The organism is Bacillus sp. B28, assembly GCF_029536185.1.
Classification (GTDB): domain Bacteria; phylum Bacillota; class Bacilli; order Bacillales; family Bacillaceae; genus Bacillus; species Bacillus halotolerans.
Map to the genome: position 1 here is coordinate 134,862 of NZ_CP120511.1, position 14,647 is coordinate 149,508.

Consider the following 14,647-nt stretch of genomic DNA (forward strand, 5'->3'; position numbering starts at 1 on the left):
ACACACCCGGCCGCTTTGCCATGGCAAGGTGTTCAGGTTTTTCTCACGGAGAACTGTCTAACGTGAAGTAGGCGAAAAGGAGGGAAAATAATGGCAAAACAAAAAATTCGTATTCGTTTGAAAGCATATGATCATAGAATCCTTGATCAATCTGCAGAGAAGATTGTTGAAACGGCAAAACGTTCTGGTGCCAGCGTATCTGGTCCGATTCCGTTGCCAACTGAAAAATCAGTTTACACAATCCTTCGTGCGGTGCACAAATACAAAGATTCTCGTGAGCAATTTGAAATGCGTACACATAAACGTTTAATCGACATTGTGAACCCAACACCACAAACTGTTGATGCGCTCATGCGATTAGACTTACCATCTGGTGTCGATATCGAAATTAAACTTTAATTCTAAAATATAGAATGATCTTAATAGGAGGTGTGACGAATGACCAAAGGAATCTTAGGAAGAAAAATTGGTATGACGCAAGTATTCGCAGAAAACGGTGATCTTATTCCGGTAACTGTTATTGAAGCTGCTCCGAACGTTGTTCTCCAAAAGAAAACAGCTGAAAACGACGGCTACGAAGCAATCCAGCTTGGTTTTGACGACAAGCGCGAAAAGCTTTCTAACAAACCTGAACAAGGACACGTTGCTAAAGCGGAAACTGCTCCTAAGCGCTTCGTAAAAGAATTACGCGGAGTGGAAATGGATGCGTATGAAGTTGGTCAGGAAGTCAAGGTTGAAATTTTCTCTGCTGGAGAAATCGTAGATGTAACAGGAGTATCTAAAGGTAAAGGTTTCCAAGGTGCGATCAAGCGCCACGGACAATCTCGCGGACCTATGTCTCACGGTTCACGCTACCACCGTCGTCCTGGTTCAATGGGACCTGTAGATCCTAACCGTGTATTCAAAGGTAAATTATTGCCTGGACGTATGGGCGGAGAGCAGATCACTGTTCAAAACCTTGAAGTCGTAAAAGTTGATGCGGAACGCAATCTTCTTTTGATCAAAGGTAACGTACCTGGTGCGAGAAAATCTTTAATCACTGTTAAAAGTGCTGTTAAATCTAAATAACTCTCTTAGGAAAGGAGGAAATTGATCATGCCAAAAGTAGCATTATACAACCAAAACGGTTCTACTGCTGGTGACATCGAATTAAACGCTTCTGTATTTGGTATCGAGCCAAATGAGAGTGTTGTATTCGACGCTATTCTTATGCAAAGAGCTTCCTTACGTCAAGGATCTCACAAAGTAAAAAATCGTTCTGAAGTACGCGGCGGAGGTCGTAAACCATGGCGTCAAAAAGGTACTGGACGTGCCCGTCAAGGTTCTATCCGTTCACCGCAATGGCGCGGAGGTGGTGTCGTATTCGGCCCAACACCACGCAGCTATTCTTATAAATTACCTAAAAAAGTTCGCCGCTTGGCAATCAAATCAGTATTGTCTTCTAAAGTGAACGACAACAACATCATCGTTCTTGAAGATCTTACTCTTGATACGGCTAAAACAAAAGAAATGGCAGCTATCCTTAAAGGATTATCTGTTGAGAAAAAAGCTTTAATCGTAACTGCAGATGCTAACGAAGCAGTAGCTTTATCTGCTCGCAACATTCCTGGAGTTACTGTAGTTGAAGCTAACGGAATCAACGTTTTAGACGTTGTCAACCATGAGAAGCTTCTGATTACAAAAGCAGCGGTTGAAAAAGTAGAGGAGGTGCTTGCATAATGAAAGATCCTCGTGATGTTCTAAAGCGCCCCGTCATTACTGAACGTTCTGCCGATTTAATGGCTGAAAAGAAATATACTTTTGAAGTTGATGTAAGAGCTAATAAAACAGAAGTGAAAGACGCGGTTGAAAGCATCTTTGGAGTGAAGGTTGACAAAGTCAACATCATGAACTACAAAGGTAAATCAAAACGTGTCGGACGCTATACTGGTATGACTAGCCGTCGCAGAAAAGCGATCGTAAAACTTACTGCAGACAGCAAAGAAATCGAAATTTTTGAAGCTTAATTATCTGTAAAAAGAAGGAGGGAAATTCAAAATGGCGATTAAAAAGTATAAACCGACCTCTAATGGACGTCGTGGCATGACAACTTCAGACTTTGCTGAAATCACGACTGACAAGCCGGAAAAATCCTTGCTTGCTCCCCTTCACAAAAAAGGCGGACGTAACAACCAAGGTAAATTGACTGTACGTCACCAAGGTGGCGGACATAAACGCCAATACCGTGTTATCGACTTCAAACGCGATAAAGATGGTATACCTGGACGCGTTGCTACAGTTGAATACGATCCAAACCGTTCAGCTAACATCGCTCTAATCAACTATGCAGACGGAGAAAAACGTTACATTCTTGCTCCAAAAGGAATTCAAGTGGGTACTGAAATCATGTCAGGTCCAGAAGCTGACATCAAAGTAGGTAATGCACTTCCACTTATCAACATCCCTGTTGGTACAGTTGTGCATAACATTGAATTAAAACCTGGCAAAGGCGGACAGCTTGTACGTTCAGCTGGTACATCTGCTCAGGTTCTTGGTAAAGAAGGTAAATACGTTCTTGTACGTCTTAACTCTGGAGAAGTTCGCATGATTCTTTCTGCTTGCCGTGCTTCTATCGGTCAAGTAGGTAACGAACAGCACGAACTTATCAACATTGGTAAAGCTGGACGTTCTCGCTGGAAAGGCATCCGTCCAACAGTTCGTGGTTCTGTAATGAACCCTAACGATCACCCACACGGTGGTGGTGAAGGACGTGCGCCAATCGGACGTAAATCACCAATGTCTCCATGGGGCAAACCAACTCTTGGATTCAAGACACGTAAGAAAAAGAACAAATCTGATAAATTTATCGTACGTCGTCGCAAAAATAAATAACGGGGTTGTCTACGGTTCACTTCGGACCGTAGTGCAATCACGAAGGGAGGTTCCAAAATGGCTCGCAGCTTAAAAAAAGGACCATTTGTCGATGGACACTTGATGACAAAAATCGAGAAATTAAATGAAACAGACAAGAAACAAGTCGTAAAAACTTGGTCTCGTCGTTCTACTATTTTCCCACAGTTTATTGGTCACACAATCGCAGTCTATGACGGACGTAAACACGTGCCTGTATTCATCTCTGAAGATATGGTAGGGCATAAGTTGGGTGAATTCGCTCCAACTCGTACGTACAAAGGCCATGCTAGTGATGACAAAAAAACAAGACGCTAAGAGAGGAGGCTTTTAAATGCAAGCTAAAGCTGTTGCAAGAACAGTCCGTATTGCTCCTCGTAAAGCACGTCTAGTAATGGACCTGATTCGAGGCAAGCAAGTAGGTGAAGCAGTGTCAATCTTGAACCTAACACCGAGAGCTGCTTCTCCAATTATCGAGAAAGTATTAAAATCCGCTATTGCAAATGCTGAGCATAACTATGAAATGGACGCTAATAACCTGGTTATTTCTCAAGCATTCGTTGACGAAGGCCCTACGTTAAAAAGATTCCGCCCACGTGCTATGGGACGTGCGAGCCAAATCAACAAACGTACGAGCCACATTACAATCGTTGTATCAGAAAAGAAGGAGGGATAAGTAGTGGGTCAAAAGGTAAATCCAGTCGGTCTTCGTATCGGAGTCATTCGTGATTGGGAATCTAAGTGGTACGCTGGTAAAGATTACGCTGACTTCCTGCACGAAGATTTAAGAATTCGTGAATACATTAGCAAACGACTTTCTGACGCTTCTGTTTCTAAAGTTGAAATCGAGCGCGCAGCAAATCGTGTTAACATTACGATCCACACAGCTAAGCCTGGTATGGTTATCGGTAAAGGCGGTTCTGAAGTTGAAGCACTTCGTAAAGCCCTTAACAGCCTTACTGGCAAGCGTGTACACATTAACATTCTTGAAATCAAAAGAGCAGATCTTGATGCACAGCTAGTTGCTGACAACATCGCTCGTCAATTAGAAAACCGTGTTTCTTTCCGCCGTGCGCAGAAACAACAAATCCAACGCACAATGCGTGCTGGAGCACAAGGTGTGAAAACAATGGTTTCTGGTCGTCTTGGCGGTGCAGATATCGCTCGTTCTGAATACTACAGTGAAGGAACTGTTCCATTGCACACATTACGTGCGGACATTGACTATGCAACATCTGAAGCTGACACTACTTACGGTAAGCTTGGTGTAAAAGTCTGGATCTATCGTGGAGAGGTTCTTCCTACTAAGAAGAAAACTGAGGAAGGAGGAAAATAATATGTTATTACCTAAACGCGTTAAATATCGCAGAGAGCATCGCGGAAAAATGCGTGGCCGTGCGAAAGGCGGTACTGAAGTACATTTCGGTGAGTTCGGTATCCAAGCTCTAGAAGCTTCTTGGATCACTAACCGTCAAATCGAAGCTGCCCGTATTGCGATGACTCGTTACATGAAACGTGGCGGTAAAGTTTGGATCAAAATTTTCCCTTCTAAACCTTACACTGCTAAACCACTTGAGGTACGTATGGGATCCGGTAAAGGGGCTCCTGAAGGTTGGGTAGCTGTTGTAAAACCGGGCAAAGTTTTATTTGAGATTTCTGGTGTGTCTGAAGAGGTTGCTCGTGAAGCACTTCGTCTTGCATCTCACAAATTGCCAATTAAAACGAAGTTCGTAAAACGTGAAGAAATTGGTGGTGAATCAAATGAAAGCTAATGAAATTCGTGACCTTACCACTGCTGAAATTGAACAAAAAGTAAAGTCTCTTAAAGAAGAACTTTTCAATCTTCGCTTTCAATTAGCGACAGGACAACTTGAAAATACTGCTCGCATTCGTGAAGTGCGCAAAGCTATCGCGCGCATGAAAACTGTGATTCGTGAAAGAGAAATTGCTGCTAATAAATAATCACTGAGGGGAGGTCGTGAGCATGAGCGAACGTAACCAACGCAAAGTTTACCAAGGCCGTGTTGTTTCTGACAAAATGGATAAAACCATCACTGTTGTTGTTGAAACATACAAGAAACATTCACTTTACGGTAAACGCGTAAAATACTCAAAGAAATTCAAAGCACATGATGAAAATAATCAAGCGAAAATCGGTGACATCGTAAAGATCATGGAAACTCGTCCATTGTCTGCAACTAAGCGTTTCCGTCTAGTTGAAGTTGTCGAAGAAGCTGTTATTATCTAATAAAGTTCGGAATTCTTTTTCCGAAGGGAGGTAACAAATAATGATTCAACAAGAGACTCGTTTAAAAGTAGCTGACAACTCTGGCGCACGTGAAGTACTTACTATTAAAGTTCTTGGTGGTTCTGGTCGTAAAACAGCTAACATTGGTGATGTAATTGTTTGCACGGTTAAACAAGCAACACCAGGAGGCGTTGTCAAAAAAGGTGAAGTCGTAAAAGCTGTTATCGTTCGCACTAAAAGCGGAGCGCGCAGAAGTGACGGTTCATACATCAGCTTCGATGAGAATGCATGTGTTATCATCCGTGACGACAAGAGCCCGCGTGGAACTCGTATCTTCGGACCAGTTGCTCGTGAATTGCGTGAAAACAACTTTATGAAAATTGTTTCTCTAGCTCCAGAAGTTATCTAATGAAATAAATGCCTTATTCAAGGAGGTGCGATCAGGATGCATGTAAAAAAAGGCGATAAAGTTATGGTTATCTCTGGTAAAGATAAAGGCAAACAAGGAACAATCCTTGCTGCTTTCCCTAAAAAGGACCGCGTTTTAGTTGAAGGTGTTAACATGGTAAAGAAACACTCTAAACCAACTCAAGCTAACCCTCAAGGCGGTATTTCTAATCAAGAGGCGCCAATTCATGTATCAAACGTTATGCCGCTCGATCCTAAAACAGGTGAAGTGACTCGCGTAGGATACAAAGTGGAAGATGGCAAAAAAGTTCGTGTAGCAAAAAAATCTGGGCAAGTTCTAGATAAATAGTATTAAAGGAAGGGAGGTCTATCTCATGAACCGCCTTAAAGAAAAGTACAATAAAGAAATTGCACCTGCTTTAATGACTAAGTTCAACTATGACTCAGTTATGCAAGTGCCTAAAATTGAAAAAATCGTAATCAACATGGGTGTTGGTGACGCTGTTCAAAACGCAAAAGCAATCGACAGTGCTGTTGAAGAATTAACGTTTATCGCAGGTCAAAAACCTGTCGTTACTCGTGCGAAGAAATCAATTGCTGGATTCCGTCTTCGTGAAGGAATGCCTATCGGTGCGAAAGTAACTCTTCGCGGAGAGCGCATGTATGATTTCCTTGATAAACTTATTTCTGTATCTTTACCGCGTGTACGTGACTTCCGCGGGGTTTCTAAAAAATCTTTCGACGGTCGCGGTAACTACACACTTGGTATCAAAGAACAGTTAATCTTCCCTGAAATTGACTACGATAAAGTAACAAAGGTTCGCGGAATGGACATCGTTATTGTAACGACTGCTAATTCTGATGAAGAGGCTCGTGAGCTATTAACTCAAGTAGGTATGCCGTTCCAGAAATAATCAATGAAAGGGAGGCGAAATCGTGGCTAAGAAGTCAATGATTGCGAAACAACAACGTACACCAAAGTTTAAAGTACAAGAGTACACTCGCTGTGAACGCTGCGGACGTCCGCATTCAGTCATTCGTAAATTTAAACTTTGCCGTATTTGTTTCCGTGAGCTTGCATATAAAGGACAAATTCCTGGCGTGAAAAAAGCCAGCTGGTAATCCCCAAGAAAGGGAAGGAGGTAATTATTAATGGTTATGACAGATCCAATTGCAGATATGCTGACTCGTATTCGTAATGCAAACATGGTACGTCATGAGAAGCTTGAAATTCCTGCTTCTAAATTGAAAAGAGAAATTGCTGAAATTTTAAAGCGTGAAGGTTTCATTCGTGACGTTGAGTTCGTAGAAGACAGTAAACAAGGTATCATCCGCGTTTTCTTGAAATACGGACAAAATAACGAGCGCGTAATCACTGGTCTTAAAAGAATCAGCAAACCTGGTTTGCGTGTTTATGCTAAATCTAATGAAGTACCGCGTGTACTTAACGGTCTAGGAATCGCAATTCTTTCTACATCACATGGCGTTTTAACGGACAAAGAAGCCCGTGCAAAACAAGCTGGTGGAGAAGTATTAGCATACGTTTGGTAAAAAGTTTAACATGAATGGAGGTGTTTGGTATGTCTCGTGTAGGTAAGAAGCTACTTGAGATTCCTTCTGATGTTACAGTAACGTTAAACGATAACAATACTGTAGCTGTGAAAGGACCAAAAGGAGAATTAACTCGTACGTTTCACCCTGATATGGAGATTAAAATAGAGGACAATGTGCTTACAGTCGCTCGTCCTTCTGATCAAAAAGAGCACCGTGCCCTGCATGGTACGACTCGCAGTCTGCTTGGCAACATGGTGGAAGGCGTATCTAAAGGATTTGAAAGAGGTTTGGAATTAGTCGGTGTCGGTTACCGTGCGTCTAAATCCGGAAATAAACTTGTTTTAAACGTTGGATACTCTCACCCTGTTGAGATCGTCCCTGAAGAAGGCATCGATATCGAAGTTCCTTCTCAAACTAAAGTAGTCGTTAAAGGTACAGACAAAGAACGTGTAGGAGCTATTGCTGCTAACATTCGCGCTGTCCGTTCTCCAGAGCCTTACAAAGGTAAAGGAATCCGCTACGAAGGTGAAGTTGTTCGCCGTAAAGAAGGTAAATCTGCTAAGTAAGATCGCTTAAAGTGAAGAAAGGAGTGACCTAGATGATTACGAAAACTAGCAAAAATGCTGCTCGTCTTAAAAGACACGCTCGTGTTCGCGCTAAACTTTCTGGTACTGCTGAAAGACCGCGTCTTAACGTTTTCCGTTCAAACAAGCACATTTACGCTCAAATCATCGATGATGTAAATGGTGTAACACTTGCTAGTGCATCTACTCTCGATAAAGACTTGAACGTTGAAAGCACTGGAGATACTTCAGCTGCTGCTAAAGTTGGAGAATTAGTTGCAAAACGCGCTGCTGAAAAAGGCGTTTCTGACGTAGTATTTGACCGTGGCGGATACTTATACCATGGACGTGTAAAAGCTTTGGCTGATGCCGCTCGTGAAGCTGGACTTAAATTTTAATAAAAGAAGGAGGGACACATGATTATGCGTCGTATTGACCCAAGCAAATTAGAGTTAGAAGAACGCTTAGTTACGGTTAACCGCGTAGCGAAAGTTGTTAAAGGTGGTCGTCGTTTCCGCTTCGCAGCTCTAGTCGTTGTCGGTGACAAAAACGGACACGTAGGATTCGGTACTGGTAAAGCACAAGAAGTACCAGAAGCGATCCGCAAAGCTGTTGAAGATGCGAAAAAGAATTTAATTGAAGTACCAATGGTTGGAACTACAATTCCACATGAAATCATCGGACGTTTCGGTGCAGGTAACATCTTGTTAAAACCTGCTTCTGAAGGTACTGGAGTTATCGCTGGAGGCCCTGTACGTGCGGTACTTGAGCTTGCTGGTGTAGCTGACATCCTTTCTAAGTCTTTAGGTTCTAACACACCGATCAACATGATTCGTGCAACACTTCAAGGCTTAAGTGAACTTAAGCGTGCTGAAGAGGTTGCGAAGCTTCGTGGAAAATCTGTAGAAGAACTGTTAGGATAAGGAGGGAATATTAATGGCTAAATTAGAAATTACCCTCAAACGAAGTGTAATCGGTCGCCCGGAAGATCAACGCGTTACTGTGAGAACACTTGGTTTAAAGAAAACAAACCAAACTGTTGTTCATGAAGACAACGCTGCGATTCGTGGTATGATTAATAAAGTATCTCATTTAGTTTCTGTTAAAGAACAATAAAAATAATTGATCGGATAAGGAGGTGTCCTAATGAAACTTCATGAATTAAAACCTTCAGAAGGTTCACGCAAAACGCGTAATCGCGTAGGTCGTGGTATTGGTTCTGGCAACGGTAAAACAGCTGGTAAAGGTCACAAAGGTCAAAACGCTCGTTCTGGCGGCGGTGTACGCCCAGGGTTCGAGGGGGGACAAATGCCTTTATTCCAACGTCTTCCTAAACGCGGTTTTACTAACATTAACCGTAAGGAATACGCTGTAGTCAACCTAGACAAATTGAACGGTTTTGCAGAAGGAACGGAAGTCACTCCTGAACTTCTTCTTGAGACTGGTGTTATAAGCAAACTTAATGCAGGAGTAAAGATTCTTGGCAACGGTAAATTAGAGAAAAAATTAACTGTAAAAGCCAATAAATTCTCTGCTTCTGCGAAAGAAGCTGTTGAAGCTGCTGGCGGTACAGCTGAGGTGATCTAACTTGTTTAAAACAATCTCCAACTTTATGCGTGTGAGTGATATCCGGAATAAAATCATATTCACTTTACTCATGCTTATCGTCTTTCGCATAGGTGCGTTTATTCCTGTGCCGTATGTTAACGCTGATGTGTTACAGGCACAGTCTCAAATGGGAGTATTTGATCTTCTTAATACATTTGGCGGCGGTGCGCTTTACCAATTCTCTATTTTCGCAATGGGGATTACTCCTTATATCACAGCTTCAATCATCATCCAGCTGCTTCAGATGGATGTTGTGCCGAAGTTTACTGAGTGGTCTAAGCAGGGTGAAGTCGGCCGCCGTAAATTGGCTCAGTTCACAAGATACTTTACGATTGTCCTTGGATTTATCCAAGCGTTGGGTATGTCATACGGATTTAACAATTTGGCTAACGGATTGCTGATTGAAAAATCCGGCGTATCCACATATCTGATCATCGCTTTAGTACTCACTGGCGGAACTGCCTTTTTAATGTGGCTTGGAGAACAAATCACATCTCATGGAGTAGGCAACGGAATATCGATCATTATCTTCGCGGGGATTGTGTCTAGTATTCCGAAAACGGTTGGACAAATATATGAGACTCAATTTGTCGGCAGCAACGATCAGCTGTTTATTCATATTGTGAAAGTCGCTCTTCTTGTGATTGCAATTTTAGCAGTTATTGTTGGAGTTATTTTCATTCAGCAAGCTGTACGGAAAATTGCGATTCAATATGCTAAAGGCACAGGTCGTTCACCTGCTGGCGGAGGTCAGTCTACTCACCTTCCATTGAAAGTGAATCCTGCCGGTGTTATTCCAGTAATCTTTGCGGTTGCGTTTTTAATAACACCGCGTACGATCGCGTCATTCTTTGGAACAAACGATGTGACAAAGTGGATTCAAGCCAACTTTGATAATACACATCCGGTGGGGATGACTATATATGTTGCGTTAATTATTGCCTTTACGTACTTTTATGCTTTTGTCCAGGTTAATCCTGAACAAATGGCTGATAACCTTAAAAAACAGGGTGGCTATATCCCGGGGGTTCGTCCAGGGAAAATGACTCAAGATAGAATTACGAGCATTTTGTATCGACTTACGTTTGTGGGTGCTGTATTCTTAGCCGTGATTTCCATTCTTCCTATCTTTTTCATTCAATTCGCTGGATTGCCTCAAAGTGCACAAATTGGCGGAACATCTTTGTTAATTGTTGTCGGGGTAGCCTTGGAGACAATGAAACAACTAGAAAGCCAGTTGGTGAAACGAAACTACCGTGGATTTATGAAAAACTAGAGGAAATGGATTTATCCATTCCCTCTTAATTAAGAGAGGACGGGGGAAATCCGAATGAACTTAGTCTTAATGGGGCTTCCTGGTGCCGGTAAAGGCACACAGGGCGAACGAATTGTTGAGGATTATGGAATACCTCACATCTCAACAGGAGATATGTTCCGTGCTGCTATGAAAGAGGAAACATCACTCGGACTCGAAGCAAAATCTTATATTGATAAGGGTGAGCTCGTACCTGATGAAGTCACAATTGGAATTGTCAAAGAAAGACTTGGCAAAGATGATTGTGAAAGAGGTTTTCTTCTGGACGGATTTCCGCGAACAGTCGCTCAAGCCGAAGCTCTTGAAGAAATTCTTGAAGAATACGGCAAGCCGATTGATTATGTCATTAACATTAAAGTTGATAAAGATTCTTTAATGGAACGTCTGACTGGACGCAGAATTTGCAGTGTTTGCGGCACAACCTATCATTTAGTCTTTAATCCGCCGAAAACGCCGGGTGTTTGTGATAAAGACGGAGGCGAACTCTATCAACGGGCAGATGATAATGAGGAAACAGTCTCTAAACGGCTTGAGGTAAACATGAAGCAGACTCAGCCTTTACTCGATTTCTATTCTGAGAAAGGTTATCTTGTAAACGTGAATGGCCAGCAGGACATTCAAGATGTTTATGCAGATGTGAAGGATCTTCTTGGAGGATTAAAAAAATGATTATCTGTAAAACCCCACGTGAACTTGGTATCATGCGGGAAGCAGGGCGAATCGTGGCTTTGACTCACGAAGAGTTAAAAAAGCACATTAAACCAGGAATCTCGACAAAAGAATTGGATCAAATTGCCGAACGTTTTATTAAGAAGCAGGGTGCAATCCCATCTTTTAAGGGGTATAATGGGTTTCGCGGGAGCATTTGCGTATCAGTGAATGAAGAACTCGTTCACGGCATTCCTGGCAGCAGGGTGCTGCGTGACGGTGACATCATCAGTATTGATATCGGTGCTAAATTAAATGGTTATCATGGTGACTCTGCATGGACATATCCGGTAGGAAACATCAGTGATGATGATAAAAAACTTCTGGAAGTGACAGAGGAATCTTTATATAAAGGCTTGCAGGAAGCAAAACCAGGTGAACGTTTGTCGAATATTTCCCACGCAATACAAACGTATGTCGAAAATGAGCAGTTTTCAGTTGTTAGGGAGTATGTCGGACATGGTGTTGGTCAAGACTTGCATGAGGACCCGCAAATTCCTCATTACGGTCCGCCGAACAAAGGACCACGACTCAAACCTGGCATGGTTCTCGCTATTGAACCTATGGTGAACGCTGGCAGCCGCTATGTGAAAACTTTGGCTGATAACTGGACGGTTGTAACGGTAGATGGGAAAAAGTGTGCTCATTTTGAACATACAATTGCGATTACGGAAACGGGTTTTGATATACTGACAAAAGTCTAGATGATGACTTAATTCCGAAGGCAGATGTAATTCCGGCTTGATAGGGCAGAAGGTTCGGTTTAACATTGGCAGGAGCGAATTCATCTTGCCGTTGTCGGTGGTATTGTAATCATCATGTACTAATAGCAGACGGAGAAAAGCGTACATTTCATTCTCCTAAGAAATAGAATATCAATCATTTAACCCTTTATGATTGCGTATCTCCGGAAGTTCAGAACAGTATAAACGAAACAGGGCGTGTGACAAACGGAAAACTGAGATTTTCTCTTTTGAAATTTGTCAGAAAGCAAGTTACTGATTTGAAGAAGGGAGAACACTTGAATGGCGAAAGACGATGTAATTGAAGTGGAAGGTACGATAGTCGAAACATTGCCAAACGCGATGTTCAAAGTTGAACTCGAAAATGGACACACTGTTTTGGCTCACGTATCTGGTAAAATCCGCATGCACTTCATTCGCATTTTACCTGGAGACAAAGTTACGGTAGAATTATCTCCATATGACTTAACTCGTGGCAGGATTACGTACCGTTACAAATAAAGCACTCCGGAAACTGAAGGAGGTTGGAAACACATGAAAGTGAGACCATCAGTTAAACCAATCTGTGAAAAATGCAAAGTTATTCGCAGAAAAGGAAAAGTAATGGTGATCTGTGAAAATCCAAAGCATAAACAAAAACAAGGATAATTTATAAGGAGGTGCCCAGAGAATGGCTCGTATTGCTGGTGTAGATATCCCACGTGACAAACGTGTTGTTATTTCTTTAACATATGTCTTCGGAATTGGCCGCACAACGGCTCAGCAAGTCTTGAAAGAGGCTGGTGTTTCAGAAGATACTCGTGTGCGTGATCTTACTGAAGAAGAACTTGGTAAAATCCGTGATGTTATTGACAAACTGAAAGTAGAAGGTGACCTTCGCCGTGAAGTTTCTCTTAACATTAAGCGTCTGATCGAAATCGGAAGCTACCGCGGAATCCGTCATCGCAGAGGTTTGCCTGTTCGCGGACAAAACTCTAAAAACAATGCGCGTACTCGTAAAGGTCCGCGTCGTACTGTAGCTAACAAGAAAAAATAAGTAAGGGAGGTACCTAAACAATGGCTGCTGCTCGTAAATCTAACACGCGTAAACGTCGCGTGAAAAAGAATATTGAGTCTGGAATTGCTCATATTCGTTCAACTTTCAATAACACGATCGTTACGATCACTGACACTCATGGTAATGCTCTTTCTTGGTCTAGTGCCGGAGCTCTAGGATTCAGAGGTTCTCGTAAATCTACTCCTTTTGCTGCACAAATGGCTGCAGAAACAGCTGCTAAAGGTTCAATCGAACATGGACTTAAAACTCTTGAGGTTACTGTAAAAGGCCCTGGTTCAGGTCGTGAAGCTGCTATCCGTGCGCTTCAAGCTGCTGGATTAGAAGTCACTGCTATCAGAGACGTAACTCCTGTTCCTCATAACGGATGCCGTCCACCAAAACGTCGCCGCGTGTAATTTGTTTGTATAGATTTTGTGTCCCTGTCAATAATGGGTTATGATACAGTTATTTATTAAACGAATGCACCGACTCGTTGCCTGAGCACATACGGGACTAAACAATGGGGAATTTCGGATGGAATCTCATATGATTCTATTCGAGGTTTCGACGTTTTGAAGGAGGGTTTTAAGTAATGATCGAGATTGAAAAACCAAAAATCGAAACGGTTGAAATCAGCGACGATGCCAAATTTGGTAAGTTTGTCGTAGAGCCACTTGAGCGTGGATATGGTACAACTCTGGGTAACTCCTTACGTCGTATCCTCTTATCCTCACTCCCTGGTGCCGCTGTAACATCAATCCAGATAGATGGTGTACTGCACGAATTCTCGACAATTGAAGGCGTTGTGGAAGATGTTACAACGATTATCTTAAACATTAAAAAGCTTGCATTGAAAATCTACTCTGATGAAGAGAAGACGCTAGAAATTGATGTACAGGGTAATGGAACTGTAACAGCAGCTGATATTACACACGATAGTGATGTAGAGATCTTAAATCCTGATCTTCATATCGCGACTCTTGGTGAGAATGCGAGTTTCCGAGTTCGCCTTACTGCTCAAAGAGGACGTGGGTATACGCCTGCTGACGCAAACAAAAGAGACGATCAGCCTATCGGCGTGATTCCGATCGATTCAATCTATACGCCAGTTTCTCGTGTATCTTATCAAGTAGAGAACACTCGTGTAGGCCAGGTTGCAAACTATGACAAACTTACACTTGATGTTTGGACTGATGGAAGCACTGGACCTAAAGAAGCGATTGCGCTTGGTTCAAAGATTTTAACTGAACACCTTAATATATTCGTTGGTTTAACTGACGAAGCTCAGCATGCTGAAATCATGGTTGAAAAAGAAGAAGATCAAAAAGAGAAAGTTCTTGAAATGACGATTGAAGAATTGGATCTTTCTGTTCGTTCTTACAACTGCTTAAAGCGTGCGGGTATCAACACGGTTCAAGAGCTTGCGAACAAGACGGAAGAAGATATGATGAAAGTTCGTAATCTAGGACGTAAATCACTTGAAGAAGTGAAAGCGAAACTAGAAGAACTTGGACTCGGACTTCGCAAAGACGATTGACTAGTTTCCCTTGTGAACTAGGATTTTCGTGTGTTTAT

29 protein-coding genes and 1 pseudogene are annotated in these 14,647 nt (G+C 42.2%); all 30 read left to right on the plus strand.

Translation table 11 applies throughout. The annotated features are described in order from the left end of the window. Positions 1-90 precede the first annotated feature (90 nt). Entirely contained in the window at positions 91-399 is a 309-nt protein-coding gene (gene rpsJ / locus P3L57_RS00720; protein ID WP_003156464.1) for a 30S ribosomal protein S10, read from the plus strand. Between the two features lie 39 nt (positions 400-438). Beyond that, positions 439-1,068, plus strand: coding sequence for a 50S ribosomal protein L3 (gene rplC, locus P3L57_RS00725; protein ID WP_059291697.1), 630 nt, complete (start codon positions 439-441; stop codon positions 1,066-1,068). Positions 1,069-1,095: 27 nt separating this feature from the next. Further along, positions 1,096-1,719 (plus strand): 50S ribosomal protein L4, encoded by a 624-nt coding sequence (gene rplD, locus P3L57_RS00730; protein ID WP_003242004.1) that lies wholly within the window; start codon positions 1,096-1,098, stop codon positions 1,717-1,719. Then, entirely contained in the window at positions 1,719-2,006 is a 288-nt protein-coding gene (gene rplW, locus P3L57_RS00735) for a 50S ribosomal protein L23 (RefSeq protein ID WP_003225793.1), read from the plus strand. The genes rplD and rplW overlap by 1 nt, the downstream gene beginning before the upstream one ends. Before the next feature lie 31 nt (positions 2,007-2,037). Beyond that, positions 2,038-2,871 carry a 50S ribosomal protein L2 gene (rplB, locus tag P3L57_RS00740; protein ID WP_003225795.1) on the plus strand — a complete coding sequence of 278 codons (834 nt, stop codon included), beginning with the start codon at positions 2,038-2,040 and terminating at the stop codon, positions 2,869-2,871. Positions 2,872-2,928: 57 nt separating this feature from the next. Next, positions 2,929-3,207 carry a 30S ribosomal protein S19 gene (rpsS, locus tag P3L57_RS00745; RefSeq protein WP_003156472.1) on the plus strand — a complete coding sequence of 93 codons (279 nt, stop codon included), beginning with the start codon at positions 2,929-2,931 and terminating at the stop codon, positions 3,205-3,207. Between the two features lie 16 nt (positions 3,208-3,223). Beyond that, positions 3,224-3,565 carry a 50S ribosomal protein L22 gene (gene rplV, locus P3L57_RS00750; protein WP_003156475.1) on the plus strand — a complete coding sequence of 114 codons (342 nt, stop codon included), beginning with the start codon at positions 3,224-3,226 and terminating at the stop codon, positions 3,563-3,565. A 3-nt stretch (positions 3,566-3,568) separates the two neighbouring features. After that, positions 3,569-4,225: a 30S ribosomal protein S3 gene (gene rpsC, locus P3L57_RS00755; RefSeq protein ID WP_010332773.1), complete on the plus strand. Its 657-nt coding sequence runs from the start codon at positions 3,569-3,571 to the stop codon at positions 4,223-4,225. A gap of 1 nt (position 4,226) precedes the next feature. Next, the gene (gene rplP / locus P3L57_RS00760; protein WP_003225801.1) at positions 4,227-4,661 is read left to right on the plus strand and encodes a 50S ribosomal protein L16; all 435 of its coding nucleotides are present in this window, start codon (positions 4,227-4,229) and stop codon (positions 4,659-4,661) included. Then, the gene (gene rpmC, locus P3L57_RS00765) at positions 4,651-4,851 is read left to right on the plus strand and encodes a 50S ribosomal protein L29 (protein ID WP_003156482.1); all 201 of its coding nucleotides are present in this window, start codon (positions 4,651-4,653) and stop codon (positions 4,849-4,851) included. Before rplP ends, rpmC begins: the two co-directional genes overlap by 11 nt. Before the next feature lie 22 nt (positions 4,852-4,873). Further along, complete coding sequence (gene rpsQ / locus P3L57_RS00770; RefSeq protein WP_003178345.1) at positions 4,874-5,137, plus strand: 30S ribosomal protein S17; 264 nt, start codon at positions 4,874-4,876, stop codon at positions 5,135-5,137. Positions 5,138-5,177: 40 nt separating this feature from the next. Next, the gene (gene rplN, locus P3L57_RS00775) at positions 5,178-5,546 is read left to right on the plus strand and encodes a 50S ribosomal protein L14 (RefSeq protein WP_003225805.1); all 369 of its coding nucleotides are present in this window, start codon (positions 5,178-5,180) and stop codon (positions 5,544-5,546) included. A 36-nt stretch (positions 5,547-5,582) separates the two neighbouring features. Then, positions 5,583-5,894 (plus strand): 50S ribosomal protein L24, encoded by a 312-nt coding sequence (gene rplX, locus P3L57_RS00780; protein ID WP_003156486.1) that lies wholly within the window; start codon positions 5,583-5,585, stop codon positions 5,892-5,894. A gap of 25 nt (positions 5,895-5,919) precedes the next feature. After that, positions 5,920-6,459 carry a 50S ribosomal protein L5 gene (gene rplE, locus P3L57_RS00785; RefSeq protein ID WP_044153413.1) on the plus strand — a complete coding sequence of 180 codons (540 nt, stop codon included), beginning with the start codon at positions 5,920-5,922 and terminating at the stop codon, positions 6,457-6,459. Positions 6,460-6,481: 22 nt separating this feature from the next. Beyond that, positions 6,482-6,667: a 30S ribosomal protein S14 gene (gene rpsN, locus P3L57_RS00790; protein WP_003156488.1), complete on the plus strand. Its 186-nt coding sequence runs from the start codon at positions 6,482-6,484 to the stop codon at positions 6,665-6,667. A 30-nt stretch (positions 6,668-6,697) separates the two neighbouring features. After that, positions 6,698-7,096: a 30S ribosomal protein S8 gene (rpsH, locus tag P3L57_RS00795; RefSeq protein WP_010332776.1), complete on the plus strand. Its 399-nt coding sequence runs from the start codon at positions 6,698-6,700 to the stop codon at positions 7,094-7,096. A 29-nt stretch (positions 7,097-7,125) separates the two neighbouring features. Beyond that, entirely contained in the window at positions 7,126-7,665 is a 540-nt protein-coding gene (gene rplF, locus P3L57_RS00800; RefSeq protein ID WP_010332777.1) for a 50S ribosomal protein L6, read from the plus strand. A gap of 32 nt (positions 7,666-7,697) precedes the next feature. Further along, the gene (rplR, locus tag P3L57_RS00805; RefSeq protein ID WP_044153410.1) at positions 7,698-8,060 is read left to right on the plus strand and encodes a 50S ribosomal protein L18; all 363 of its coding nucleotides are present in this window, start codon (positions 7,698-7,700) and stop codon (positions 8,058-8,060) included. A gap of 24 nt (positions 8,061-8,084) precedes the next feature. Further along, a complete protein-coding gene (gene rpsE, locus P3L57_RS00810) occupies positions 8,085-8,585 on the plus strand; it encodes a 30S ribosomal protein S5 (RefSeq protein WP_003156493.1) in 501 nt (166 codons plus the stop codon). Positions 8,586-8,598: 13 nt separating this feature from the next. Beyond that, entirely contained in the window at positions 8,599-8,778 is a 180-nt protein-coding gene (gene rpmD / locus P3L57_RS00815; RefSeq protein WP_003156497.1) for a 50S ribosomal protein L30, read from the plus strand. Positions 8,779-8,808: 30 nt separating this feature from the next. Beyond that, complete coding sequence (gene rplO / locus P3L57_RS00820) at positions 8,809-9,249, plus strand: 50S ribosomal protein L15 (RefSeq protein ID WP_003225819.1); 441 nt, start codon at positions 8,809-8,811, stop codon at positions 9,247-9,249. Position 9,250: 1 nt separating this feature from the next. Next, positions 9,251-10,546, plus strand: a complete 1,296-nt coding sequence (secY, locus tag P3L57_RS00825) for a preprotein translocase subunit SecY (protein ID WP_059352665.1) — start codon at positions 9,251-9,253, stop codon at positions 10,544-10,546. A gap of 54 nt (positions 10,547-10,600) precedes the next feature. Then, a complete protein-coding gene (locus tag P3L57_RS00830) occupies positions 10,601-11,254 on the plus strand; it encodes an adenylate kinase (protein WP_010332780.1) in 654 nt (217 codons plus the stop codon). Then, a complete protein-coding gene (gene map, locus P3L57_RS00835) occupies positions 11,251-11,997 on the plus strand; it encodes a type I methionyl aminopeptidase (protein ID WP_044153406.1) in 747 nt (248 codons plus the stop codon). Before P3L57_RS00830 ends, map begins: the two co-directional genes overlap by 4 nt. A gap of 64 nt (positions 11,998-12,061) precedes the next feature. Continuing rightward, a pseudogene (locus P3L57_RS00840) lies at positions 12,062-12,341 on the plus strand (KOW domain-containing RNA-binding protein). Continuing rightward, positions 12,319-12,537 carry a translation initiation factor IF-1 gene (gene infA, locus P3L57_RS00845; RefSeq protein ID WP_003156508.1) on the plus strand — a complete coding sequence of 73 codons (219 nt, stop codon included), beginning with the start codon at positions 12,319-12,321 and terminating at the stop codon, positions 12,535-12,537. Before P3L57_RS00840 ends, infA begins: the two are co-directional and overlap by 23 nt. Before the next feature lie 33 nt (positions 12,538-12,570). Continuing rightward, positions 12,571-12,684 carry a 50S ribosomal protein L36 gene (gene rpmJ / locus P3L57_RS00850; protein ID WP_003156543.1) on the plus strand — a complete coding sequence of 38 codons (114 nt, stop codon included), beginning with the start codon at positions 12,571-12,573 and terminating at the stop codon, positions 12,682-12,684. Positions 12,685-12,706: 22 nt separating this feature from the next. Next, entirely contained in the window at positions 12,707-13,072 is a 366-nt protein-coding gene (gene rpsM / locus P3L57_RS00855) for a 30S ribosomal protein S13 (protein ID WP_003156545.1), read from the plus strand. A gap of 20 nt (positions 13,073-13,092) precedes the next feature. After that, complete coding sequence (gene rpsK / locus P3L57_RS00860) at positions 13,093-13,488, plus strand: 30S ribosomal protein S11 (RefSeq protein WP_010332782.1); 396 nt, start codon at positions 13,093-13,095, stop codon at positions 13,486-13,488. 176 nt (positions 13,489-13,664) lie between these two features. Next, entirely contained in the window at positions 13,665-14,609 is a 945-nt protein-coding gene (locus P3L57_RS00865) for a DNA-directed RNA polymerase subunit alpha (protein WP_059291699.1), read from the plus strand. The last annotated feature ends 38 nt before the right edge of the window (positions 14,610-14,647 follow it).